The organism is Pseudomonas sp. 15C, from assembly GCF_055484735.1.
Genome location: NZ_JBUDGD010000059.1, coordinates 1 through 24479, shown reverse-complemented (window position 1 = coordinate 24479; position 24479 = coordinate 1). Strand labels below are relative to the sequence as shown.

The 24479-nt window shown below is 61.4% G+C and carries 24 protein-coding genes; 3 read left to right on the top strand and 21 right to left on the bottom strand.

Features of this window, described 5'->3' with window-relative positions; all coding sequences use genetic code 11:
• Position 1 precedes the first annotated feature (1 nt).
• The 7 genes from ACYYKW_RS22430 to ppc all read right to left on the bottom strand — a co-directional run bounded on the left by ACYYKW_RS22430 (position 2) and on the right by ppc (position 7333).
• Positions 2–694, bottom strand: a complete 693-nt coding sequence (locus ACYYKW_RS22430) for an extensin-like domain-containing protein (RefSeq protein WP_464991192.1) — start codon at positions 692–694, stop codon at positions 2–4.
• A gap of 2 nt (positions 695–696) precedes the next feature.
• Positions 697–1533 (bottom strand): isocitrate lyase/PEP mutase family protein, encoded by an 837-nt coding sequence (locus ACYYKW_RS22425; protein WP_464991191.1) that lies wholly within the window; start codon positions 1531–1533, stop codon positions 697–699.
• Positions 1534–1565: 32 nt separating this feature from the next.
• The gene (locus ACYYKW_RS22420) at positions 1566–2426 is read right to left on the bottom strand and encodes a DUF72 domain-containing protein (protein ID WP_464991190.1); all 861 of its coding nucleotides are present in this window, start codon (positions 2424–2426) and stop codon (positions 1566–1568) included.
• The gene (locus ACYYKW_RS22415; RefSeq protein ID WP_093104322.1) at positions 2426–2737 is read right to left on the bottom strand and encodes a hypothetical protein; all 312 of its coding nucleotides are present in this window, start codon (positions 2735–2737) and stop codon (positions 2426–2428) included. The genes ACYYKW_RS22420 and ACYYKW_RS22415 overlap by 1 nt, the downstream gene beginning before the upstream one ends.
• Before the next feature lie 242 nt (positions 2738–2979).
• Positions 2980–3654: a tRNA (adenosine(37)-N6)-threonylcarbamoyltransferase complex dimerization subunit type 1 TsaB gene (gene tsaB / locus ACYYKW_RS22410; RefSeq protein WP_090281973.1), complete on the bottom strand. Its 675-nt coding sequence runs from the start codon at positions 3652–3654 to the stop codon at positions 2980–2982.
• Positions 3655–3749: 95 nt separating this feature from the next.
• Positions 3750–4400, bottom strand: coding sequence for an adenylate kinase (adk, locus tag ACYYKW_RS22405; protein ID WP_464991189.1), 651 nt, complete (start codon positions 4398–4400; stop codon positions 3750–3752).
• Positions 4401–4702: 302 nt separating this feature from the next.
• Positions 4703–7333, bottom strand: a complete 2631-nt coding sequence (gene ppc / locus ACYYKW_RS22400) for a phosphoenolpyruvate carboxylase (protein WP_464991188.1) — start codon at positions 7331–7333, stop codon at positions 4703–4705.
• Between the two features lie 214 nt (positions 7334–7547).
• Here ppc and ACYYKW_RS22395 point away from each other — a divergent pair, with 214 nt between their 5' ends.
• The 3 genes from ACYYKW_RS22395 (at position 7548) to lptF (ending at position 9505) form a co-directional block, all read left to right on the top strand.
• On the top strand, positions 7548–7892 hold the full coding sequence (locus ACYYKW_RS22395; RefSeq protein ID WP_090281971.1) for a pilin assembly protein: 345 nt from the start codon (positions 7548–7550) through the stop codon (positions 7890–7892).
• Positions 7893–8256: 364 nt separating this feature from the next.
• Positions 8257–8661 carry a DUF4398 domain-containing protein gene (locus ACYYKW_RS22390; protein WP_090281970.1) on the top strand — a complete coding sequence of 135 codons (405 nt, stop codon included), beginning with the start codon at positions 8257–8259 and terminating at the stop codon, positions 8659–8661.
• Positions 8662–8716: 55 nt separating this feature from the next.
• Positions 8717–9505 (top strand): lipotoxin F family OmpA-related lipoprotein LptF, encoded by a 789-nt coding sequence (gene lptF / locus ACYYKW_RS22385; RefSeq protein WP_024011746.1) that lies wholly within the window; start codon positions 8717–8719, stop codon positions 9503–9505.
• A 171-nt stretch (positions 9506–9676) separates the two neighbouring features.
• Here the strand turns inward: lptF and ACYYKW_RS22380 are convergent, their stop codons facing one another.
• From ACYYKW_RS22380 to ACYYKW_RS22315, 14 genes are all read right to left on the bottom strand, one after another.
• Entirely contained in the window at positions 9677–10006 is a 330-nt protein-coding gene (locus tag ACYYKW_RS22380) for a hypothetical protein (RefSeq protein WP_434591907.1), read from the bottom strand.
• Positions 10003–10908 (bottom strand): alpha/beta hydrolase, encoded by a 906-nt coding sequence (locus tag ACYYKW_RS22375; RefSeq protein WP_336354966.1) that lies wholly within the window; start codon positions 10906–10908, stop codon positions 10003–10005. The genes ACYYKW_RS22380 and ACYYKW_RS22375 overlap by 4 nt, the downstream gene beginning before the upstream one ends.
• Before the next feature lie 163 nt (positions 10909–11071).
• Positions 11072–12322 (bottom strand): flavohemoglobin expression-modulating QEGLA motif protein, encoded by a 1251-nt coding sequence (locus tag ACYYKW_RS22370; RefSeq protein WP_172833349.1) that lies wholly within the window; start codon positions 12320–12322, stop codon positions 11072–11074.
• 59 nt (positions 12323–12381) lie between these two features.
• Positions 12382–12936, bottom strand: a complete 555-nt coding sequence (locus ACYYKW_RS22365; protein WP_464991187.1) for a hypothetical protein — start codon at positions 12934–12936, stop codon at positions 12382–12384.
• Positions 12937–13084: 148 nt separating this feature from the next.
• On the bottom strand, positions 13085–13798 hold the full coding sequence (locus ACYYKW_RS22360) for a TetR/AcrR family transcriptional regulator (RefSeq protein WP_093104335.1): 714 nt from the start codon (positions 13796–13798) through the stop codon (positions 13085–13087).
• 105 nt (positions 13799–13903) lie between these two features.
• Positions 13904–15406: a lysine--tRNA ligase gene (gene lysS, locus ACYYKW_RS22355; RefSeq protein WP_336354964.1), complete on the bottom strand. Its 1503-nt coding sequence runs from the start codon at positions 15404–15406 to the stop codon at positions 13904–13906.
• 114 nt (positions 15407–15520) lie between these two features.
• A protein-coding gene (gene prfB / locus ACYYKW_RS22350) for a peptide chain release factor 2 (RefSeq protein ID WP_157720869.1) occupies positions 15521–16616 on the bottom strand; the annotation gives its coding sequence in 2 pieces (ribosomal slippage) (positions 15521–16543 and positions 16545–16616; 1095 coding nt in all).
• 305 nt (positions 16617–16921) lie between these two features.
• Positions 16922–17923: a response regulator gene (locus tag ACYYKW_RS22345; protein ID WP_093104337.1), complete on the bottom strand. Its 1002-nt coding sequence runs from the start codon at positions 17921–17923 to the stop codon at positions 16922–16924.
• 48 nt (positions 17924–17971) lie between these two features.
• A complete protein-coding gene (gene cheB, locus ACYYKW_RS22340; protein WP_203420899.1) occupies positions 17972–18982 on the bottom strand; it encodes a chemotaxis response regulator protein-glutamate methylesterase in 1011 nt (336 codons plus the stop codon).
• Positions 18979–21261: a response regulator gene (locus ACYYKW_RS22335; RefSeq protein ID WP_464991186.1), complete on the bottom strand. Its 2283-nt coding sequence runs from the start codon at positions 21259–21261 to the stop codon at positions 18979–18981. The genes cheB and ACYYKW_RS22335 overlap by 4 nt, the downstream gene beginning before the upstream one ends.
• On the bottom strand, positions 21258–21941 hold the full coding sequence (locus tag ACYYKW_RS22330; RefSeq protein WP_464991185.1) for a chemotaxis protein CheW: 684 nt from the start codon (positions 21939–21941) through the stop codon (positions 21258–21260). Before ACYYKW_RS22330 ends, ACYYKW_RS22335 begins: the two co-directional genes overlap by 4 nt.
• Complete coding sequence (locus tag ACYYKW_RS22325; protein WP_464991184.1) at positions 21938–23212, bottom strand: CheR family methyltransferase; 1275 nt, start codon at positions 23210–23212, stop codon at positions 21938–21940. Before ACYYKW_RS22325 ends, ACYYKW_RS22330 begins: the two co-directional genes overlap by 4 nt.
• Positions 23209–23745 carry a chemotaxis protein CheW gene (locus ACYYKW_RS22320; RefSeq protein ID WP_394508644.1) on the bottom strand — a complete coding sequence of 179 codons (537 nt, stop codon included), beginning with the start codon at positions 23743–23745 and terminating at the stop codon, positions 23209–23211. The genes ACYYKW_RS22325 and ACYYKW_RS22320 overlap by 4 nt, the downstream gene beginning before the upstream one ends.
• Positions 23745–24479 (bottom strand): methyl-accepting chemotaxis protein (locus ACYYKW_RS22315; RefSeq protein WP_464991183.1); only part of this gene is annotated, 735 nt, incomplete at its 5' end. The genes ACYYKW_RS22315 and ACYYKW_RS22320, both read right to left, overlap by 1 nt.

Here is a 24479-nt window from a genome sequence, read left to right as displayed (position 1 = left end):
CTCAGCGACACACGCTCCAGCGCCCGACATCGACATGAAAGTGGTTGCGATGGGCTGCGTTGTAATCCGGGCTCAAGACCACACTGAACGCCTCGCAGGCGCCATCGCGCACCTGACGCAGGAAGCGTGCGTCCTGATTGTCCTTCGGCCAGTCTTTCAGCACGCTGATACTGCGTCCGTCAGCCAGGCGAAAACCGGCGATATCCAGCGCATCGGCGCTGGCGTGACGGCTAAGCGCCCCACTCTCGCGGTTATACACATTGCGACAGGCGAAGCTGCCAAGATGATCGAGGCGCGCGACCTTCTGGCCGTAAACGGCGTGCGCGGCTGGTTGCAGGGAATGATGTTCGAACATCGCGTAAGCCACCGCCAACGGGCAACTGGCGAGGAAACTGCTGCTCAGCGCGGTCTCACCACCCTGTACGCGCAATGCGCCAATCAACGGGCACTTGGCGCCAGGGCTGTCGGATTGCGATGAAACGCGCAGATCCGAACTGCTCAGGGCCTGGGCGCAAAGTGCCGGGTCACTGCGCAGACGCATCAGCTTGTAACCGGTGAGCCAATTGGGCGTGGCTTTGATGTCCAGCGGCGCCCACGGATCCCACTGCGCCGGCACGTCCAGCCAACCGCGCCAGACGCTGACCGCAGCTCCGCCCAGCGCCAATAGAATTAACCAGAAAATCCAGCGCCCCATGCTCAGCCTTTGAACAATTGATTGGCCTTGGCGTACGGCATCGACTGCGATGTGAAGCCAAAGGTGCCCGACTGCTGGATTTCCTCAGCGGCGCGGAAAAACTCGCCAAACGCCGCCAGCGCCAAGGCCGAACCGGTGCTGACCCGCCGCACGCCCATGTCCTGCAATTGCTGCACCGTCAGTTGCAAACCGCCAGACATCAACACATTCACCGGTTTCGGCGCCACGGCACGGACCACCGCCAGCACTTCTTCGGCAGTGCGCAAGCCCGGTGCGTACAACACGTCGGCGCCCGCTCCGGCGAAGGCCTGCAAACGGCGGATGGTGTCGTTGATATCGGGGTTGCCGTGCAGGTAGTTTTCCGCGCGGGCGGTCAGCACGAAGGGAAACGCTAGCGTGCGCACCGCCGCAACAGCGGCTTCGATGCGCGCTACGGCGTGTTCGAAACAATAGATCGGCGCGTCTGCGCGGCCAGTGGCATCTTCGATTGAACCGCCCACGGCGCCGGCTTCGGCGGCGCGCAACAGGCTCTTGGCGCACTCGGCCGGGTCATCGGCAAAACCGTTTTCCAGATCCACGGCCACCGGCAGATCCGTTGCCGCGACAATGGCGCGAACATTGGCCAGGGTCTCGTCCAGGCTCAACGCACCATCGGCCTTGCCTTGCGAAAACGCATAACCGGCACTGGTGGTCGCCAAAGCCTGATAGCCGAGGCTGGCGAGCATTTTCGCTGAGCCGGCGTCCCACGGATTGGGAATGACGAAAATCCCCGATTGTTCGTGCAGGGCTTTGAAGGCAAGGGCCTTACGGGCTTGTTCGTTGCGGGCTGAAGCGTCCATCGGCAGGCTCCGGGCGGGAAAATACAGACGCCTCAGAGCAGGCCAAGTTGCTCGGCGGCGGGTTCTCTGTATAGCTCAGGCAGCGCTGGCAGGCCAGGCAAACGCTGCATCAATTGCGTATGAAAACGTTGCGCCAGCTTCGCCGCGAGCAGATTGTCAGCGGTGTGCAGGAAGATATAGGGCGTGCGCCCTTCTTCGATCCATTCGGCGATCTTGCTCACCCACGGCAGCAGAAACGGGTCGTTGGCTTCTAGCTCAGGATGACCGATGAAGCGCACCTGCGGGAACTGGGTAAACGCCGCCGGACGCGTCGGCACTCGCGGCTTTTTCGATTGTGCGTGGATGACCGAAGACTTGGTCGACAGGCAACTGAACAGCGCGCGCGGATCGAGGCAGATGCGCTCGACACCACGATCCAGCAGCAGGCGGTTGAGCAAGCGCTCACTCTCGCCCTTGGCGAAAAACTGCTCGTTGCGCACTTCGACCGCCAACGGACAGTCCAGCGCATCGATGAAAGCCGTCAGTTCCGGCAGCCGCTGCGGGGTGAAGCCTTTCGACAGTTGCAACCACAACGGCGACACCCGTTTGCCGAGCGGCTTGAGTAATTGCAGGAAGGTTTCGGCGGGGGTCAATTGATCGCGCAAGTCACCGCTGTGGCTGATGTCGCCGGGGAATTTGGCGGTGAAGCGAAAGTGTTCGGGCATGATCTCGGCCCAACGCTGCACGGTGGCGGGCGACGGGCTGGCGTAGAAGGTGGTATTGCCTTCGACGGCGTTGAACACTTGGGAATAGAGGCCGAGAAAGTCGGAGGTTTTTGCGTCTACCGGATACAGATACTCGCGCCAGGCGTTTTCGCTCCAGGACGGGCATCCAAGGTAGTAAGGCAGATCCATCAGATATACAGATCGAGGCCCAGCACGTCGGCATCCCAATCGACAAAACCGGCGGTGCTCAGGTAGCTGGCCAGGGCCATCGCTACGCTTTTGCTCATGGCGCGGTGGTAGATCATGTCTTGCTGACGGGCGGGCAGATTGCTCAGGCGTTGCGCAGTGGCTTTGGCGGCAGCACGGGCCGCCAGTTGTTCTTCAGTCGGAAACTCCAGCTCGCCGTCGATATCGTCGAGGGATTCATCCAACGTCACAGGGCCTTTGCGAGGCTTGCGCTTGATGGGATAGGACTGAGAGGAAACGCCGTCTATACGCATAATTTCATGCTCGGTATCAATGATGGCAATTTAGCGGCACCTGGCCGACTTAGCAAACTGCCGAGTGATAACTAGAACACATAAAGCGCAAAAGGTTTTAAACGAGGGGAAAAAACTGACGATTGGCGATATTTGCGTGTGACTTATTTCACTTTGCTCGCGAGTGCGCCGCATCAGACAAATTTCCTTATCTGAGTCACCGCTTCGCGAGCAGGCTCGCTCCTACAGGGGAAAGCGGTGATTTAGCGGGCTTTTGGCGTGGCGACTTTGTCGCGCAGGTAGACCGGCTGTGCGTCGTCCGCCGGGATCGACTCGCCGCGTTCCCAGGCAAAACGCGCCAGGGTCAGCAGGTCTTCGGCGTGGGGCAGCATGCCGGCATCGGCGCCGGTCAGGTTGACCGCAATGCGCTCGCCGTAGCCCCAACCGGTGCCAGCACCGAACCACTCGCCACTGGCGTCGGCCGGCAGCGCTGCGACTTCCGGTGGCAGCACGGCTTCGGCGCCGGCCAGACGCATTTCACCTGCCGTCTCGCGGTAGCAGCCCCAATAGACTTCGTCCATGCGCGCATCGATGGCCGCTGCGACCTGGCTCACGCCGTGTTCGCGCAACGCACGTTGCGCCAGCACCGCGAGATTGGATACCGGCAACACCGGACGATCCAGCGCAAACGCCAGCCCCTGCACCACGCCGATGGCAATCCGCACACCGGTGAATGCACCCGGCCCACGGCCGAACGCAATGGCGTCGACCGCTTGCAGCGTAGTGCCGGCATCAGCCAGCAATTGCTGGATCATCGGCAGCAATTTTTGCGCGTGCAGACGCGGGATCACCTCGTAATGGCTCGTGACCTTGCCGTCGTGCAGCAAGGCAACGGAGCAAGCTTCAGTCGCGGTGTCCAGGGCCAGCAAGGTACTCATCGATGTTTCCAGAACAGGGGTGGGGAAAAAGGTGCGTCAGTATAAACAACTACGGCCCGCAAGCGGGCCGTGGATGATGCAGCGGTTCAGACTTTTCAGCTCAGCGCCGCGAGGACCTTTGCGGTGATCGCATCGACCGAACCGACGCCCGGAATGTGGCTGTACTTCGGCTTGCCGCCATTCTTTGCGGAGAGGTTCTGATAGAACTCCACCAGCGGCTTGGTCTGCGAGTGGTAGACCGACAGGCGATGACGCACGGTTTCTTCGGTGTCGTCCTTGCGCTGCACCAGCTCTTCACCGGTGATGTCGTCTTTGCCAGCCAGTTTTGGCGGGTTGTAGACGACGTGGTAAACGCGGCCGCTGGCCTCGTGAACACGGCGACCGGCGATGCGCTGGACGATCTCTTCGTCTTCAACGGCGATTTCGACCACGGCGTCCAGCTCGACACCGGCAGTCACCAGCGCTTCAGCCTGCGGGATGGTGCGCGGGAAGCCGTCGAACAGGAAACCGTTGGCGCAGTCAGGCTGGGCAATGCGGTCCTTGACCAGAGCGATGATCAGGTCATCCGACACCAGGCCGCCGGCATCCATGATGCTCTTGGCTTGAACGCCCAGTGGTGTGCCGGCCTTGACCGCTGCGCGCAGCATGTCGCCGGTGGAAATTTGTGGAATGCCGAATTTCTCGGTGATGAACTTAGCCTGAGTACCTTTACCGGCCCCGGGAGCTCCCAGCAGAATGACGCGCATTAGATGTGCTCCTCAATTTTTTTATAAAAAGCTTTTACAAAACAAAGGATTCGCCGCTTGGGACGAATCCTGAAAAATACGGGTCGTGGCCGCACAAACGGCCAAAGGCTGATCAAGATACACAGCAGGCTGCGCCCACACAAGACGCCAAAAGTCGGAGAAACCGACGCCCGCTGCGACCTTGCGACGCGGTAACCCAAGTCGCAACCCCATCATTAACTGTCGCCTGGCGGCACTTTCTCCGCCCACGCAACACGGCATGTGACAGCGATTGCTCGATGCCGCATGCCCCGTTGCAAACGTTAGCCGGTATTTCGCAAACCGGCGGCAATCCCCGCCACAGACACCAGCAGCGCCTGTTCCACCGGGCTGCCCTGCTCGACTTCCTGCTGCCGCGAGCGCGCCAGCAGTTCGGCCTGCAATAGATGCAGCGGGTCGAGATAGGTGTTGCGCAGACGGATGAATTCCAAGGTGTCAGGGCTGTGCGCGAGCAGCTGCGACTGGCCGGTCAGGCCGAGCACCACGGCGCACGCCTGCGACAATAGGTCGCGTAACTGCGCGCCCAGCGGCAGTAGTTCCGGCTCGACCAGACGCTCATCGTAGGACAGCGCGATATCGGCGTCTGCTTTGGCCAGCACCATCTCCAGCATGTCGATGCGCGTGCGAAAGAACGGCCACTGTTCCCGCATCTGCCCGAGCAACTCGCCTTCACCACGCTCGAGCGCCTTGCTCAGCGCCGACTCCCAGCCGAGCCACGCCGGCAGCATCAGTCGCGTTTGCGTCCAGCCGAAGATCCACGGAATCGCCCGCAGGCTCTCGATACCGCCCGCGCGGCGCTTGGCCGGACGACTGCCGAGCGGCAGGCGCCCCAATTCCTGCTCCGGAGTGGACTGGCGGAAGTATTCGACGAACTGCGGATTCTCGCGCACCACCTGGCGGTAAGCGCCGACACCGTCCGCCGCCAGTTCGTCCATCAGGTGCCGCCATTCGGGCGTCGGCGGCGGCGGTGGAAGCAACGTCGCTTCGAGCACCGCCGCCAGATACAGATTGAGGTTCTGCTCGGCGATGTCGGGCAGACCGAATTTGAAACGAATCATTTCGCCCTGCTCGGTGGTGCGGAACCGCCCCGCCACCGAACCCGGTGGCTGCGACAGAATCGCCGCGTGCGCCGGGCCGCCGCCACGGCCGACGGTGCCGCCGCGACCATGGAACAACAGCAGTTCGACTTGCTGCTCACGGCAGATTTCCACCAACCGTTCCTGCGCGCGGTATTGCGCCCAGGCCGCCGCGGTGGTGCCGGCATCCTTGGCCGAGTCGGAGTAACCGATCATCACTTCCTGCGGGCCTTGCAGGCGCGCGCGATAACCCGGCAGCAGCAACAGCCGCTCCATCACCGGCCCGGCGTTGTCGAGGTCGGCGAGGGTTTCGAACAGCGGTACCACGCGCATCGGCCGCAGCACGCCGGATTCCTTGAGCAGCAGTTGCACGGCGAGCACATCGGAAGCCGCGCCGGCCATGGAGATCACGTAAGAGCCGAGCGATGCAGCCGGGGCGGCGGCGATTTCCTTGCAGGTATTCAGCACTTCGGCGGTGTCGGCCGACGGTTTGAAATGCGCCGGGAGCAACGGGCGGCGGTTGCTCAATTCCTGAGTGAGAAATTTGATCCGCTGTTCTTCGTCCCATTCCTCGTAACGCCCGAGGCCGAGGTAATCGGTGATTTCGGTCATCGCCGAGCTGTGCCGCGCAGAATCCTGACGCACATCCAGACGCACCAGGAACAGGCCGAAAGTCACCGCGCGACGCAGGCAATCGAGCAACGGCCCGTCGGCGATCACGCCCATGCCGCATTCATGCAGCGAGTTGAAACACAGCTCCAGCGGCCCGAGCAGGTCGCGATTGTTATGCAGCACCTCGGCAGGCGCAGGCGTCGGCGCGGTCAGCGCGGCGTGAGCCCAATTACGTGTCGCACGCAGACGCTCGCGCAATTGCTTGAGCACCGCACGATACGGTTCGGCGCTGTCGCCGGCATGCGCCTTGAGCGCGTCACTGGCCTGTTGCATCGACAGTTCGGCGGCGAGGTGGTCGACGTCGCGAAGGTACAGGTCGGCAGCCATCCAGCGCGCCAGCAATAACACTTCACGGGTTACGGCGGCGGTGACATTGGGGTTGCCGTCACGGTCGCCGCCCATCCACGAGGCGAAGCGTATCGGCGCGGCCTCCAGCGGCAGGCGCAAGCCCGTGGCTTCATGCAGAGCCTTGTCGGCCTTGCGCATATGGTTGGGAATCGCCTGCCACAGTGAATGTTCGATCACCGCAAAGCCCCATTTGGCTTCGTCGACTGGCGTCGGCCGCGTGCGGCGGATTTCTTCGGTGTGCCAGGCTTCGGCAATCAATCGTTGCAAGGTGGTGTGGATCTGTTCGCGCTCGGCGCTGGTCAGGTCGCGATGGTCCTGTGCGGCAAGCTGCGCGGCGATCGCGTCGTACTTCTGGATCAACGTGCGGCGGGCGACTTCGGTCGGGTGCGCGGTCAGCACCAGTTCGATTTCCAGCCGCGCCAGTTGCCGGGCCAGGGATTCGGCGCTGTGGCCTTCGCTGCGCAAACGCGCCAGTAGTTCAGGCAATACGCGGGATTCGAACGGCGCCGGCTGCGACTCTTCGCGCCGATGAATCAACTGATACTGCTCGGCAATGTTCGCCAGGTTGAGAAACTGGTTGAACGCGCGCGCCACCGGGAGCAATTCGTCTTCGCTCAGCTGATTGAGGCTGGCGCTCAGTTCGGCGTCCATCGAACCGCGCCGGTCAGCCTTGGCGCCCTTGCGGATCTGCTCGATCTTGGCGAGGAACGGCTCGCCGTACTGATCTCGAATGGTGTTGCCCAACAGCTCTCCGAGCAGGTGAACATCTTCGCGCAAGCGTGCATCAATATCGGTCATCAGCAGTTCTCCAACGGTAATCGGGACGGCGCAGAAACGAATGCTTTGCCCGAGAGAGTGCCGCTCTGCGGCGCTTCTTACAAGCAGCCGACGAAGGGACTTTAAACCTTGAGCGGCAAAGCTAGTCTCAACAGTAAGCCGCACGACGGCTTGCCGCCGGCCCTGGCGGACACTCACCCAGACCTGCCATGAGCAGGTGCGAAATGAGGTCATCATGAAAATCCGTGAACTTGCCCAGCATTGGGAAGAAAACGCCAAAGGTCGCCTGACCGATACTGGCTACACGATTCATCTGGACGTGGAATCTGCCGCAAGGCTGGCGGCGATTGCCGAGATGTACCCCAAACGCCATCCCGAAGAATTGCTCGGCGAACTGATCGGCGCGGCGCTTGAAGAGTTCGAGGCGAGCCTGCCGTATGTGAAAGGTTCGACGGTGGTCGCGACCGATGAGGAAGGTGATCCGCTGTACGAAGACGTCGGGCCGACGCCGCGTTTTCTTGCGCTGTCGAGACGGCATTTGCATGATCTGGCTTCAGCCGAAAACAAACAGAATCACTGACCCAACACAGACCAAAATGTAGGAGTGAGCCTGCTCGCGATGGCGTCATTTCAGTCAAAGATGTGCTGAGCATGATGGCCTCATCGCTGGCAAGCCAGCTCCCACAGGGCCCTGCCAACCCTGATATTTACCTTAAAAATCACCCGCGCGTACCGCTTCAAACCGCCAAAGTTCCCGTCCCAGAGCCTTGTCCAAACGGTCAATTTAATTTTTGGCGATAGGCCATCTTTTCTGAACTTTTCAAAAATGCCGCCGGTCGGAACAGGTAACCACGCCTGGAACGAGCGTTTCAATTCGCGTCAACAAGCGATGCTTTCGGCTCCTCTGCCAGGATGGATTCAGTTGTATTTTCAGGAGATGCCTAATGGAGTTGAAGACCATGAAAACCCAATCCACGTTTTCCCACCTGCGCGGTCTGAAACTGGCCGCTCTGGCCATCGGCACCAGCTTCGTTCTGGCCGGTTGCGCCGGTAATCCACCGACCGAGCAGTACGCCGTGACCCAATCGGCCGTCAACAGCGCGGTCAGCGCCGGCGGTACCGAGTTCGCTGCGGTGGAAATGAAGCAAGCGCAGGACAAGCTCAAACAAGCCGAAATCGCCATGCACGACAAGAAGTATGACGAAGCCCGTCGCCTGTCCGAACAGGCTGAGTGGGACGCTCGCGTCGCTGAACGCAAGGCTCAGGCTGCCAAGGCTGAACAGGCTGTGAAGGATTCCCAGAAAGGTGTTCAGGAACTGCGTCAGGAAAGCCAGCGCACCGTGCAGTAAGCGCGCATCCCGATTGCAAAGCTGAAACTCTTACCGATAGAAAGGACGACAAATTATGCGTAAGCAACTGATGATTCCCGCTCTTCTGGCCGCAAGCGTTGCGTTGGCTGCCTGCTCTACCCCGCCTAACCCGAACCTGGAACAGGCGCGCACCAATTACGCCGGCCTGCAGGCCAACCCGCAGGCAAGCAAAGTCGCCGCCCTGGAAACCAAAGACGCCAGTGATTACCTGGACAAGGCCGACAAGGCCTATCTGGATAAAGAAGACGCGGCCAAGGTTGACCAACTGGCCTACCTGACCAACCAGCGCGTGGAAGTGGCGAAGCAAACCATCGCTCTGCGCACCGCTGAGAACAACCTGAAGAACGCCGCCGCACAACGTGCACAGGCCCGTCTGGATGCCCGTGATCAGCAGATCAAACAGCTGCAGGACAGCCTCAACGCCAAGCAGACCGATCGCGGCACGCTGGTGACGTTCGGTGACGTGCTGTTCGCCACCAACAAGGCTGACCTGAAATCCAGCGGTCTGGTGAATATCAACAAACTGGCGCAATTCCTTCAGGAAAACCCGGACCGCAAAGTGATCGTCGAGGGTTACACCGACAGCACCGGTACCGCCAGCTACAACCAGTCGCTGTCCGAGCGCCGTGCGACTTCGGTGCAAATGGCCCTGATCAAAATGGGTGTCGATCCATCGCGTATCGTCGCCCAGGGTTATGGCAAGGAATACCCGGTCGCGGATAACGGCAGCGTCTCGGGCCGTGCGATGAACCGTCGGGTCGAAGTGACCATTTCCAACGACAACCAGCCGGTTGCACCGCGTTCTTCGGTGAGTTCGAACTAAGGTTCGCGCTGGAACGCAAAAGCCCCGCTTGAGTGATCAGGCGGGGCTTTTTTCATGCACGAAGACGAACTGTGTAGGAGTGAGCCTGCTCGCGATAGCGTCCGCTCAGTCAATATTTATTTGGCTGATACACCGCTATCGCGAGCAGGCTCACTCCTACAAAGGATCGCGTTAATGCTCAAGCTTCTGCGGCGTCTCTTCGCCCATGCACCGCACAGCCTTCTTCTGCCCATTGACCAGCACCCCGGTCAGGCCTTTCTGCTCGGTATCAAACAACACCAACACGCCGTCAATGCACTGCGCCACTTGCGGCGCCGGAGTCAGCGATAATTTGTAGTCCTCACCGGGCACGGTCTTGAGCATGGTGAACTCGTTGAGCAGCAGCGCATCCTCGGGTTTGGCGAAGTGCAGGTAGCCGTAGTACCACAGTGCCCCGACGGTGCCGAGGATGCTGCAGATACCGGTGATGATCAGCGGGATGGCGTTACGTTCTTCAGTCATTGCGGGTTCTCATCTTCAGAATTCGGGGGCGCTGGATAGTTGGGGATTTCGCCGAGGCGGCGCAGGCCGTTGAAATGCTCGGGGTCGTCGAGATAACGCAGCATCACCTGCTGCCACACCGGATCGCCGAAGGTTTGCACATGGCCGCCGCGCGTCAGTTGCAGCACCCGCGGTGGCGGCGCCGCTTGATACAGTCGAATGCCGTTGACCATCGGCACCAGCGGATCGTCGATGCTGTGGAAAATCAGTTTCGGCACACCGGTGAGTTGCGCCATCGAATGGATCGCGCTGTCGCCGTCCGGCACCAGCCACGACAGTGGCACCTGCAACGGCCAGGTCAGCCACGACGTGCTCAGCGCATACTGGCCGACGCTGCGGTAACTGGCGGGCACACCGTCGAGCACCAGGGCTTTGAGCTGCTTTTGCCGCTCAGGATGCTGCACCAACCAATGCACCGCCATCGCGCCACCGAGGCTTTGCCCGAGCAGCACCAACGGTTTGCCTTTGACGTCCGGGGCGTTGTCCAGCCAGGCGAACGCGGCGTCGATGTCCTGATAGATCGCCGGCAAGCTCGGCTTGCCTTCGGACAAGCCGTACCCGCGATAGTCCACCAGCAGCACCTGATAGCCGTTTTTCGGCAGCCACCAACTGCCACCCAGATGCATCGGCAGGTTGCCGCCGTTGCCGTGCAGATGCAGCACCGTGCCTTTGACTTCCACGCCGGGTTTGGCCGGCAGCCACCAGGCGTTGAGTTTCAGGCCATCAGCGGTCACCAGCGTGACCGTGCGGTAGTCGAGTTTGGCTTTTTCCGGGGTGAAGACTTGGCCCGGTTCGGGGTAGAACAGCAGCGAACTGCAACCGCCGAGGGTCAGAAGCAGGCAAAAGATGCCGAGGATTCTCATCCGTTGAAACCTCGCAAGAAATTGGCAAGCAATCGATTAAAAGACAAACAAATAACCCTGTGGGAGCTGGCTTGCCAGCGATGGCGGTGGGTCAGCCAACATCAAATTGACTGACAGAATGCAATCGCTGGCAAGCCAGCTCCCACAGGGGTTTGTGTTTGGATCAGAGGATATTGGAGTAATCCGCTTCGATCCGGTCCAGGCTCAAGTGGTTGAGAAAGTTGGAGAAGCACATCCACGCCGACAACGCGTTCAGATCGCGGAACTGATCCGGCAGATACTTCGGCGGCACCACCAGCCCCTCATCCACCAGTTGGCGCAGAGTACGCATGTCTTCCAGCGTGGTCTTGCCGCAGAACAACAGCGGAATCTGCTCGAGCTTGCCTTTGCGCACGGCCAACTGAATGTAGTTGTAAACCATGATGAAGCCCTTGAGGTAGGACAAGTCTTTGGTGAATGGCAGACCGGTCGGCGTCGAACCGCGGAAAACCCGACTGGCATTGCCATAGCTTTCCGCCATTTCAAAGCCTTGCTCGCGGAAGAACTCGAACACCTGCAAAAAGTCCGCGCCCTCCTCGACCATGTGAATGGCACGGGTGCGATTGGTCAGTTTGCGCAGGCGACTCGGGTAGGAGGCGAACGTGATGATTTCCATCAGGATTGCCAGACCTTCCTGGGTCACGGTCGACGACGGCGGACCTTTCGACAGAAACGTGCAGATCGGCTGATTCAAACCATTGAGCGTCGTGCCGACATGCACCAGCCCTTCATGAACCTCCAGTGCGCGAACGTCACGGTTGTTGAACATCGCGTCGGTGCGGATCTTGATGTAGTCGGCGCCGGCCGCCGCATCGGCGACAATGCCGTCGGACTCGAACACCCGAATGGTTTCCTCGGCCTCGCCGAACACCTTGTTCAAACGGGTTTGCAGCAAGTGCACGGCGTCCTTGGCGGTGAGGATTTTCGGTTCGTCCTTCAGATCGCCGCGGCCATCGATGTTGTTCAGGTAGTCGGACATCATCAGGCCAAGGTCGGCCAGGGTCGGGTCACCGGCATGGAAGGCATCGGACGCGGCGCCGTACAGTTCTTGCGAGATCAGGCCGAAATCCTCGGTGCCGCGCGCTTCGAGCATGCGCACGACCATGCGGTATTCCTTGCACATGCGCCGCATGATCTGGCCGACCGGGTTGAACTGGCCGAGCTGGCGGGTGATGTCGCGCTCGATGTTCTGGAACTCCAGTTTGACCTGGCTCGAATCGAACGACAGTGGCCGATTGAGGTAGTAGTCGCGATCGATGGCGGGCATTTCCTTGCCCTTGGCCTTGAGAAAGCCCTTGCGCACGTTTTCGTCCCACTTGACCGCATCGAGCACGCGGATCGGCGTTTGCGCCAGCACAATGCGATCGGACAACATGCGTATCGTCTGCTGGTAATCGTCCACCCGAAACTCCTGTAAAAAACCTGACGTGTGAATTATTGGGCGCTGGCTTGGCGCTGATAGCGCGCAGCTTCAACGAAGACATCGGAATTGGCCGGATCATCAAGGTAAGCGAAGACCTTGTCGAGATTGCTGTCGACGTGCACGCCGTCGCCATCGTCGGTCTGGAAGGCCTGACCGTTCAGGGCGTGCTGTTTGATCGCTTGATTGATCTGCTCGAGGTCGAGGTTGTAGATCACCAGTTCGCGCTTGTCGGTGATTTCGAACCCGGCAATGGTGAAGTGGCCGCCGAAACGCGCCGGCACTTTCGCTGACAGATACCAGCGGTTGCCATGCCGTGACACGGTAAACGGATAAGCTTCGCGTTCGCGCGGTTTGGCCTTGAACCAGGTAACGGCCTGGTAGCGGTCATTGCCGACGCGAGTCAGCTCAAGGTTCATCGGCTCGCCCCAGGCATTGGTGCTCGACCACTTGCCGAGCAAGCCCTTGGGCGCCGGGTCGCTGGCCGCCAGCGGCTCCTTGAACGTCACCAGACAGCCGCTGAGCAGCAGCAACGACAAGGCCATCAGCACGCCACGCCAGGACTTCATTCGAGACTCCTTATGAACACAAGCGGCGTTCATTGTGATCGCTTTCCCCTGTAGGAGTGAGCCTGCTCGCGATGACGGTATGTCAGCCAACGAAAATGCAGGATGTGAGACAGCCATCGCGAGCAGGCTCACTCCTACAGGGTTCGCGTTAGACCGAGGCGAGCACCAGATGCATATACCGCGTCAGGATGCCGAGCATGTCCTCTTCGGCCAAAGGCTCGGCGTCGTTGAGCAGGCCCTGATATTCCATCCGTCCGATAATCGCCGTCAACACTTTGGCATCCTGCTGCGGTTCGCGCGAGCCCAATACCTGAAACAACTGGCAGGTGCCCTGCAACAGAATCTGCTGATGCGAGCGCACCAGAATCGCCAGCCGTGGGTTGAGCAGCGCTTCCTGGCGGAACGCCTGTTCGGCCATCAAATGCTCGCGACGGTTGATCAACTGCCGGTGCACGTAGTCGGCCATCAGCCGCGCGATGTCGTCGGCCAGTTGCGAGCGTGACTCGGGGCTACCGTCGCCACTGACGACCATTTCGCGCAACAGGCCCTCGTTGTTGATCCACAGCTTGGCCATGTACGCCGCGCTGCGTTCAACATATTGAGCGAAGGTATCGGTGAGCAGGTCGTCGATGTCCTTGAAGTAATACGTGGTCGCCGACAGCGGCACACCGGCCTCGGCTGCCACCGCGCGGTGGCGCACGGCACGCACGCCGTCGCGCACGACAATGCGCATGGCCGCGTCGAGAATGTCCTGGCGACGCTGCTCACTGCCCTGTCGGCTGGCCTTGCGGCCCTGGTACTGAACACTTTCAGCGACCGCAGTGGCGATACCCGCTGCACCTTCTTGAGCTATTGCACCCATCACGACAGCACTTCCTCTACTAATTCCAAATTAACCAATTGATACATTTGTACCAGACAGGCAATAAAAAGCCGCCTGTTTTAGGCGGCTTTTTAACTGAAACGTTTACGCTTGCGGTCGCATGTGCGGGAACAGGATCACATCGCGAATCGACGGCGAGTTGGTCAGCAACATCACCAGACGGTCGATGCCGATACCTTCACCGGCGGTTGGCGGCATGCCGTACTCCAGCGCACGCACGAAGTCGGCGTCGTAGTGCATGGCTTCGTCGTCGCCGGCGTCCTTGTCGGCCACCTGCGCCATGAAGCGCTCGGCCTGGTCTTCGGCGTCGTTCAACTCGGAGTAGGCGTTGGCGATTTCACGGCCGCCGATGAACAGCTCGAAGCGGTCGGTGACGTTCGGGTTGTCATCGTTGCGACGGGCCAGCGGCGACACTTCGAACGGGTACTGGGTAATGAAGTGCGGCTGTTCCAGCTTGTGCTCGACCAGTTCTTCGAAAATCATCACCTGCAGTTTGCCCAGACCTTCGAAGCCCAGCACCTTGGCGCCGGCCTTCTTGGCGATGGCACGGGCCTTATCGATGTCGTTAAGGTCATCGGCGGTCAGCTCAGGGTTGTACTTGAGGATCGAGTCGAACACCGACAGACGCACGAACGGCTCGCCGAAGTGGAACACCTTGTCGCCGTACGGCACGTCGGTGCTGCCCAACACCAGCTGCGCCAGCTCGCGGAACAGCTCTTCGGTCAGGTCCATGTTGTCTTCGTAATCGGCGTAGGCCTGATAGAACTCCAACATGGTGAATTCAGGGTTGTGACGCGTCGAAACGCCTTCGTTACGGAAGTTGCGGTTGATCTCGAAGACCTTCTCGAAACCACCGACTACCAGACGCTTGAGGTACAGCTCCGGCGCGATACGCAGGAACATTTCCATGTCCAGCGCGTTGTGGTGGGTTTCGAACGGCTTGGCCGCAGCGCCGCCGGGAATGGTCTGCAGCATCGGCGTTTCGACTTCGAGGAAGTCGCGCTTCATCAGGAAGCTGCGGATGTGCGCAATCACTTGCGAACGCACGCGGAAGGTCTGGCGCACGTCTTCGTTGACGATCAGGTCGACGTAACGCTGACGGTAGCGCTGTTCGGTGTCGGTCAGGCCGTGGTGCTTGTCCGGCAGCGGACGCAGCGACTTGGTCAGCAGGCGCACGTTGGTCATTTCAACGTACAGGTCGCCCTTGCCGGAGCGCGCCAGGGTGCCTTCGGCGGCAATGATGTCGCCCATGTCCCAGGTTTTCACCGCGGCCAGGGTTTCTTCCGACAAGGTCTTGCGGTTGACGTAGACCTGGATGCGCCCGGTCATGTCCTGGATCACCATGAACGAGCCACGGTTGAGCATGATGCGACCGGCAACCTTGACCGGGATTGCAGCCTCTGCCAGCTCTTCCTTGGTCTTGTCCGCGTACTGTTTCTGCAAGGCATCACAGTAGTTGTCGCGGCGGAAGTCGTTCGGGAAGGCATTGCCCTTGGCGCGCTCGGCAGCAAGCTTTTCCTTGCGCAGGGCGATCAGGGAGTTTTCTTCCTGTTGCAGGGCTTGCGGGTCGAGTTGTAGGTCGCTCATGTCTTTAAGTATTCCATCAGGTTCGTTGCCCCCGGACCCTGCGGTCCGGGGATCGCCAGCGGGCTGGCTCCTACAGGGATCGAGCTGAAACGGTCGATCCTGTGTTGGCGTCTGTTACAGGCCCGATTTCAGGCTGGCTTCCAGGTATTCGTCGATGTCGCCGTCGAGCACCTTGTCGCAATCGCTGCGTTCGATGTTGGTGCGCAGATCCTTGATCCGCGACGCATCGAGCACGTAGGAGCGAATCTGGTGACCCCAGCCGATATCGGACTTGGTGTCTTCCAGCGCTTGCGAGGCGGCGTTGCGTTTCTGCATTTCCTGCTCGTACAACTTGGCCCGCAGCATTTTCATGGCGGTGTCCTTGTTGGCGTGCTGGGAACGTTCGTTCTGGCAGCTGACCACGGTGTTGGTCGGTACGTGAGTGATACGTACGGCCGAGTCGGTGGTGTTTACGTGCTGACCACCGGCACCGGAGGAACGATAGGTGTCAATGCGCAGGTCCGCCGGGTTGATTTCGATTTCGACCTTGTCGTCGATCTCTGGCGAGACGAACACCGCCGAGAACGAGGTGTGGCGACGGTTGCCGGAGTCGAACGGGCTCTTGCGCACCAGACGGTGCACGCCGATCTCGGTACGCAGCCAGCCAAAGGCGTATTCACCCTTGATGTGCACGGTCGCGCCTTTGATACCGGCGACTTCACCGGCGGACAGTTCCATGATGGTCGCTTCGAAACCGCGTTTGTCAGCCCAGCGCAGGTACATGCGCAGCAGGATGTTGGCCCAGTCCTGCGCTTCGGTACCGCCGGAACCGGCCTGGATGTCCAGGTAGGCGTTGTTCGGGTCCATTTCATGGCTGAACATGCGGCGGAATTCCAGCTTGGCCAGACTTTCCTCGAGACGGGCCAGTTCGGCGACGACATCACCGACTGCGCCTTCGTCGTTTTCTTCGACGGCCATGTCCAGCAGGTCGCGGCAATCGGCCAGACCGGCGTTCAGTTCGTCGAGGGTATCGACGATCTGCGCCAGCGCAGCGCGCTCGCGGCCCAGTTCCTGGGCGTATTCAGGTTTGTTCCAGACACTCGGATCTTCAAGCTCGCGATTGACCTCGGTCAGACGCTCATGCTTTTGATCGTAGTCAAAGATACCCCCGAATAGTTTCGGAGCGCTCGGACAGGTCCTTGATGGTGTTCAGGATCGGGTTGATTTCCATGACGGGCAGCACTCGTTGGCGAACTTTTGAAAGCCGGCGAGTATAACGTAATCAGGCTGGCGCGGCAGCCCGTCTGGCGGTGAATGGGCCGAGATCGCAGCCCTCACCCTAGCCCTCTACCGGAGGGAGAGGGGACTGATTGGGGGATATTCGAGAGCTACGCCGACTTGAATGGCTTAGCTGAATCCATAATCGCCAAGCTCAAAGATCCATAATCGACTCGGTGGAGCAGGTCGATGCAGAATCCGAGACACCTCGGTCGGCCCCCTCTCCCCCTGGGAGAGGGCTGGGGTGAGGGAGAGCGTTTACTCGATCCCGACCTGATTGCGCCCATTGTTCTTGGCCAGATACAAACCACGGTCCGCCGCCGAAATCAGCAGGCGGCAATCACTGCCGGCCTGCGGCACCATGGTCGCCAGACCGATGCTGATGGTCAGGCTGTCGCCGGCCGCCGGAGTATTGTGCGGAATCTTCAGCGCCGCCACAGTCTGGCGCAGCTTCTCCGCCACCAGCCGCGCGCCGCCCGGCGAGGTGTTCGGCAGCACCAGCACAAACTCCTCGCCACCATAACGCGCCGGCAGATCCGATGGCCGCGCGCTGGCGTCGCGGATCGCCGCCGCGACCTTGCGCAAGGCTTCATCGCCCTCGACGTGACCGAAACTGTCGTTGTACGACTTGAAGTAATCGACATCGATCATCAGCAACGACAACTGGCTTTGATCGCGCAACGAGCGGCGCCACTCCAGCTCCAGGTATTCATCGAAATGTCGGCGATTGGACAACCCGGTCAGGCCGTCGGAGTTCATCAGCCGTTGCAGTACCAGATTGGTGTCGAGCAATTGCTGCTGGCTGACCCGCAGCGCCCGGTAAGCGGCATCGCGCTGCAGCAGGGTCATGTAGGAGCGTGAGTGATAGCGGATGCGCGCCACCAGTTCGATGGTGTCGGGCAGTTTCACCAGATAATCGTTGGCCCCGGCGGAGAACGCCGCGCTCTTGATCAGCGGGTCTTCCTTGGTCGACAGGACGATGATCGGGATATCCTTGGTCGCCGGATGATTGCGGTATTCGCGCACCAGACTCAAGCCATCGAGGCCGGGCATGACCAGATCCTGCAAAATCACCGTCGGCTTGATGCGCACGGCCTGGGCGATGGCTTGCTGCGGATCGGAGCAGAAGTGGAAGTCGATGTTTTCCTGATTCGACAGCCCACGGCGCACCGCTTCGCCGATCATCGCCTGATCGTCCACCAACAACACCATGGCGGCGTTTTCGTCGGTTTTGATGTCGTCGATCTGTAAATCATTCATGGGCGGTCACCTGAGTGCTGCGGGGGCCAGGATTGCGGATATACCTGTTCATTTGGGGAAAATCTCCAGCAACCGTGGCGCTATTCTTTCCAGTGGACGGATTTCCACGGCAGCATCGATGGCCGCGGCGGCCTTGGGCATGCCGTACACCGCACTGCTGTGCTGATCCTGGGCGATGGTCAAATAACCCTGTTGGCGCATGAGCTTAAGCCCTTGCGCGCCGTCGCGCCCCATCCCGGTCAATAAAACCCCGACGGCGTCACCGTTCCAGTAATTGGCGACGCTTTCGAAAAACACGTCGATCGAGGGGCGGTAGATTTCGTTGACCGGTTCGGCGGTGTAGGCCAGCGTGCCGTTCTTGAGCAAGCGAATATGGTGATTGGTCCCGGCCAGCAGCACCGCGCCGCTTTGTGGCGGCTCGCCTTCGCGAGCCAGACGCACATCCAGGCCACTGGCACCGGCCAGCCATTCGGCCATGCCGGCGGCGAACACCTGATCGACATGCTGAACCAGCACAATCGCTGCCGAGAAATCCTTGGGCAAACCTTTAAGCAGAACCTCCAGCGCTGCCGGGCCGCCAGCAGACGAACCAATCGCCACCAGGCGCTGACGTGAGGCCGAACTGCGCTGGGTCGTCGGCGCCGGCCGCGCGCGTGGCGCCTTGTCGCCGATCAGCCAGCCGATATTGAGGATCTTGCGCAGCAACGGCGCCGCTGCTTCCTGCGGGTTGCTGCCGCCAACGGCTGGGGTGTCGACCACATCCAGCGCGCCGTGGCCCATGGCTTCGAAGACCCGGTGTACGTTCTGCTGGCGGTCAACAGTGACGATGACGATGGCGCAAGGGGTTTCGGCCATGATCCGACGCGTCGCTTCAACACCGTCCATCACCGGCATGATCAGGTCCATCAGGATCAGGTCCGGAGTGTTTTCGGCGCACAGTTGCACCGCCTCGGCGCCGTTGCGCGCCACCCAGACCACCTGATGCGCCGGCTCGAAGGCCAGCGCCCGGCGCAGCGCCTCCACCGCCAGCGGCATGTCATTGACGATTGCGATCCTCATGCCCGCGCTCCCCCGATGAGCTCGACCACTGCATCGAGCAGGGCGTCGTCATGAAAACTGGCTTTGGCTAGATAATAGTCGGCGCCGGCGTCCAGTCCACGGCGCCGGTCTTCTTCGCGATCCTTGTACGAGACGACCATCACCGGCAGCGATTGCAAACGGTTGTCGCGGCGCAGCAGGCTAACCAGTTCGATGCCGTCCATGCGCGGCATGTCGATGTCGGTGATCAGCAGGTCGAAGTCCTCGGAACGCAGGGCATTCCAGCCGTCCATGCCATCGACCGCTACTGCGACGTCGTAACCACGGTTGAGCAAGAGTTTGCGTTGCAGTTCGCGCACGGTCAGCGAATCGTCCACCACCAGCACCCGCTTGCGCGCAGCTTCCGCGGCTTGATTGCCGTGGCGGGCAATTCGTTCCAGGCGCCCGGTGTTGAGCAGTTTGTCGACCGAGCGCAGCATGTCTTCGACGTCGACGATCAGCACCACCGAGCCGTCATCGAGCAAGGCGCCGGCGGAAATGTCCTGAACCTTGCCCAGCCGCTCATCCAGCGGCAACACCACCAGGGTGCGCTCGCCGATGAAACGCTCGACCGCCACACCGTAAATCGCATCGCGCTCGCGAATCACCACGACCTTGAGGGTTTCGCCGCTGTTCTGGCTGGCCGGGCGATTGAGCAGTTGACTGGCCGCAACCAACCCGACATGCCGTCCTTCGTGCCAGAAATGCTGGCGGCCTTCGACCTGAACGATGTCTTCCGGCGCCAGATCGCACATGCGTTCGATGTGCGCCAGCGGGAAGGCATAAGCCTCTTCACCGACGGCCACCACCAGACTGCGCACCACCGACAGCGTCAACGGCACCTCCAGGTGGAAGCGGCTGCCCTCGCCCGCCGTCTGCTCCAGCACCACGGCACCGCGCAACTGGCGGACCATGTGCTGCACCGCATCGAGGCCGACGCCGCGACCGGACACTTCGGTGACCTTGTCGCGCAGACTGAAACCGGGCAGGAACAGGAAGGTCAGCAGTTCTTCCTCGCTCAACTGCGCAGCGGTTTCGGCTGGGGATAACTGCCGCTCGACGATGCTGCGGCGGACTTTTTCCAGATCGACACCGTTGCCGTCGTCACTCAGTTCCAGCACCAGCAAACCGGCCTGATGCGAGGCGCGCAGGCGAATCAGGCCTTCTTCCGGCTTGCCTTGAAGCAGGCGTTGTTCAGGCGTTTCGATGCCGTGATCGACCGCGTTGCGCAACAAATGCGTCAGCGGTGCTTCGAGCTTTTCCAGCACGTCGCGGTCGACCTGGGTTTTCTCCCCCTCGATCTCCAGGCGCACCTGTTTGCCGAGGCTGCGCCCCAGATCGCGGACCATGCGCACCTGGCCGCTGAGGACATCGGCGAACGGGCGCATGCGACAGGCCAGCGCCGTGTCATAAAGCACTTGCGCGCGTTGGCTGGCCTGCCAGGCGAACTCATCGAGTTCGGCATTTTTCTCGCTGAGCAATTGTTGCGATTCGGCGAGCAAACGGCGCGCGTCTTCGAGGGCTTCCAGCGCCTCGAGGCTCAAGGCGTGTTCCTTGAGGTGCACGTTGAGGTTTTCCAGCGCGCGCAGGCCATTGTTCTGCATGCGCTTGAGGCGTTGCATGGTCGCCAGATGCGGCTTGAGGCGCTGGGTTTCCACCAGCGATTTGCTCGACAGATCGAGCAGGCTGTTCAGGCGTTCGGCCGTCACCCGCAACACGCGCTCGCCACCTTCCGTGGTGCGCTTGCTTTTGCGCGGTGCCGGCTCGGCAGCTTCGACAGGCGCCTCCATAGCTGGCACCGGCACTGGTGCGGGCTCGAGTTGCAGCTCGGCCATCGGCGGCGCGACGACGGGCGCTGCTGCCGGGGCTGCCGACGGATCGAGCAACCGCGCCATCAACGCTACATAGGCCTCGATGTCTGGCGGTTGCGGCGCGTTCGCCGGCGTGGCGATGCGCATGAGCAAATCGGTGCCCTGCAACAACGCGTCGATATGCTCGGGGCGCAGCAGCAGGCGCCCTTCCTGCGCGCTGACCAGGCAATCTTCCATGACATGGGCGACGCTGACGCCGCTGTCGATGCCGACGATCCGCGCTGCGCCTTTGAGCGAGTGGGCGGCGCGCATGCACGATTCTAGGTGATCGGCCTGAGTTGGATTGCGTTCCAGCGCCAGCAGCCCGGCGCTGAGAACCTGGGTCTGGGCCTCGGCTTCAAGGCTGAACAGCTCGAGCAGCGAGGCGTCGCGCATTTGCTCGGGGGTCATGTCAGGCTCCGGGTCACGGCGGACAGCAACTGTTCTTCGTCGAGCCAGCGCAAGCTGCGACCGCGATATTGCAAAACACCGCGAGTATATTTCGCACTTGCCTGCGCAGCGGATTGCGAGGCGGCCGCAAGAATGCGCTCGTCAATGGCATGAATGCCGTCGACCTCGTCCACCGGCACCACCACCGGCCCGCCATGGGCGGCGATGATCAGCATACGCGGCATGATTCGCGCGCCAGTGGTCGGCGCCGCATTGGCGTCCAGATCGAGCAATTCGACCAGCGACAGGCACGCGACCAGCGCGCCACGCACGTTGGCCACGCCCAGCAGCGCTCGCGAGCGCTGATGCGGCAGCGAGTGAATCGCCTGCATCGGCGCGACTTCCACCAAGCTGCGCGTGGCCAGCCCGAGCCATTCCTCGCCAAGGCGAAACATCAGCAGCGAGCGGGTCTTTACGTCCGTCTCCACGGCGCTGGCCACCGGGTCGCGCTCGTCCTGCTGCAACGCGTAACGGTCGAGCAGACGCGTGGCGGCGGCGGAATACACCGAGCAGTTACGGCAATGAATGTGTTCTTCGAGCAGCGGGCAAGACTTGTCGCCATGAATGCCGATGCGATTCCAGCAATCGTCGATGTCGCGGGCGTCTTCGTGGGTGACGTTGAAAGTGTCGGACGCGATCATCGTTTGCGCTCACTGTCGGCGGTGCGGCCGCTGCGGGCGGCACGCTCCTGCAATCGTCGGGCTCCCGCCGTGTCGCCCTGGGCCTGCAGTAACGCCGCCAGGTGCATCAACGCTTCGGGGTGTTGCGGTTCGAGGTACAACGCCTTGCGATAGAAACCCTGGGCTTCGAGGGTCAGGCCGGTGACATCGCTGAGCAGGCCGAGCCAGTAGAACACCTGCGCCACCGGTTCATGGCTGCGCAGGTATTGTTCGCAAGCGGCGCGCGCTTCGGCACTTTTGCCTTCGTTGGCCAGCGCAGCGATGTGCGCCAGCAAGCTGGCGGCGTCCGGATTCGCGGCTTTGGCCGCGGTTGGCAATGGTGTCACGGCAGCAAACGGGCGACTGCGCACAACCGGCACTGGCGGCGGATTGCGCAGCGGTTGGCTGATCGGCACGGCGATCGGTTTCGGCGTCGGCAACGGCTCGGGGTGCGGTTCGCTGTGACGGCTGAACGCGAACGACTGGGGAATGCCGATCGAGCGCATGCCCAGACGGCCGAGCAGGCTGCCCTCGGCGGGGCCGATAAACAGCACGCCGTCGAAATGCGTCAGGCGCTTGAGCACTTCGAACACCTGCTTCTGGGTCGGCTGGTCGAAGTAGATCAGCAGGTTGCGGCAGAACACGAAATCGAAGGCTGGCTCACTGGCCAAGAGCGCTGGATCGAGCACGTTGCCGACCTGCAAACGCACCTGTTCACGCACGTTTTCGTTGACCCGATGGCCATCCTGCTCGGCGAAAAAATGCCGTTCGCGGAAATCCAGATCCTGGCCGCGAAACGAATTCTTGCCGTATAAGGCACGCCGCGCCTTCTCTACCGAGAGCGGGCTGACGTCCATCCCGTCGACCTTGAATTGATGCGGCTGCAATCCGGCATCGAGCAGGGCCATGGCAATCGAATAGGGTTCTTCGCCGGTGGAACACGGCAGGCTGAGAATGCGCAGAGCGCGCATGTTATTCAGTTCTTTAAGCCGGGCGCGCGCCAGTTTGCCCAGCGTGGCGAAGGATTCCGGATAACGGAAAAACCATGTCTCCGGCACGATCACCGCTTCGATCAGCGCCTGCTGCTCATCCCGCGAGCCTTGCAGCAATCGCCAGTAGTCATCGCTATCAGCCGCCTGCGAAAGCGTGGTGCGCTGACGCACAGCACGCTCGATGATCGCCGGGCCGACCGACGTTACATCGAGGCCGATGCGCTCTTTGAGAAAGTCGAAAAACCGCTGATCAGCGCTCATGCCTGCGCCTCAAGCTGCGCCGGGTCGCGCGGCGGATCGGGAAACAGCAAGGCGCGCACCGACTCGTCGAGCAAGTCATTGACCCGCACCCACTGCACCAGCCCCTGGGCGTCTTCGCGCACCGGACCGAGGTACGGCGCCTCGCGGTTATCCAGGCCGTAAGGCTGAAAATCTTCAGGATGGCAACGCAGGGTATCGGTCGCCTGCTCGAGAATCAGCCCGAGCCACTGCGCGGACTCGGCGTCATCCGGGCGATAGTTGACCAGCACCAACCGCGTGCTGGTGCGCGCCTCGGCAGGCTGGCCGAAGGTCAAGGCACTGAGGTCGATGACCGGCACCACCGCACCGCGATAGGCAAACACTCCGGCGACCCACTGCGGCGCCCGGGCAATCGGCTTCAACGCCACTCGCGGCAACACTTCCGCCACTTCGGTGGCGCGCAGGGCATAACGCTCGCTGCCGATGCGAAACAGCAGGAACAATGCCGGTTTCGTCACTGGCGCAACACCGCGCTTGGCGATGACTTCGTTCATCAGACTTTGAATCGCGAAACGCCGCTGCGCAGCCCGACGGCCACCTGGCTCAGTTCGTCGATGGCGAAACTGGCCTGGCGCAGCGATTCGACGGTCTGGCTGCTGGCGTCGCCCAACTGCACCAGCGCATGGTTGATCTGCTCGGCGCCGGTGGCCTGGGCCTGCATGCCTTCGTTGACCATCAACACCCGCGGCGCCAGCGCCTGCACCTGATGAATGATCTGCGACAACTGCTCGCCAACCTGCTGCACCTCGGACATGCCGCGACGCACTTCCTCAGAGAATTTGTCCATGCCCATCACCCCGGCCGACACCGCCGACTGGATCTCGCGCACCATTTGTTCGATATCGTAAGTGGCGACGGCGGTCTGGTCGGCCAGACGCCGTACTTCGGTGGCGACCACGGCAAACCCACGCCCGTATTCACCCGCCTTCTCGGCTTCGATGGCAGCGTTGAGCGACAGCAGATTGGTCTGATCGGCAACTTTGACGATGGTGACGACCACCTGATTGATGTTGCCAGCCTTCTCGTTGAGGATCGCCAGTTTGGCGTTGACCAGATCGGCGGCGCCCATCACCGAGTGCATGGTGTCTTCCATGCGCGCCAGGCCTTGCTGGCCGGAGCCGGCAAGCACCGAGGCCTGATCGGCCGCAGTCGACACTTCGGTCATCGTGCGCACCAGATCTCGCGAGGTCGCGGCAATCTCCCGCGAGGTCGCGCCGATCTCGGTGGT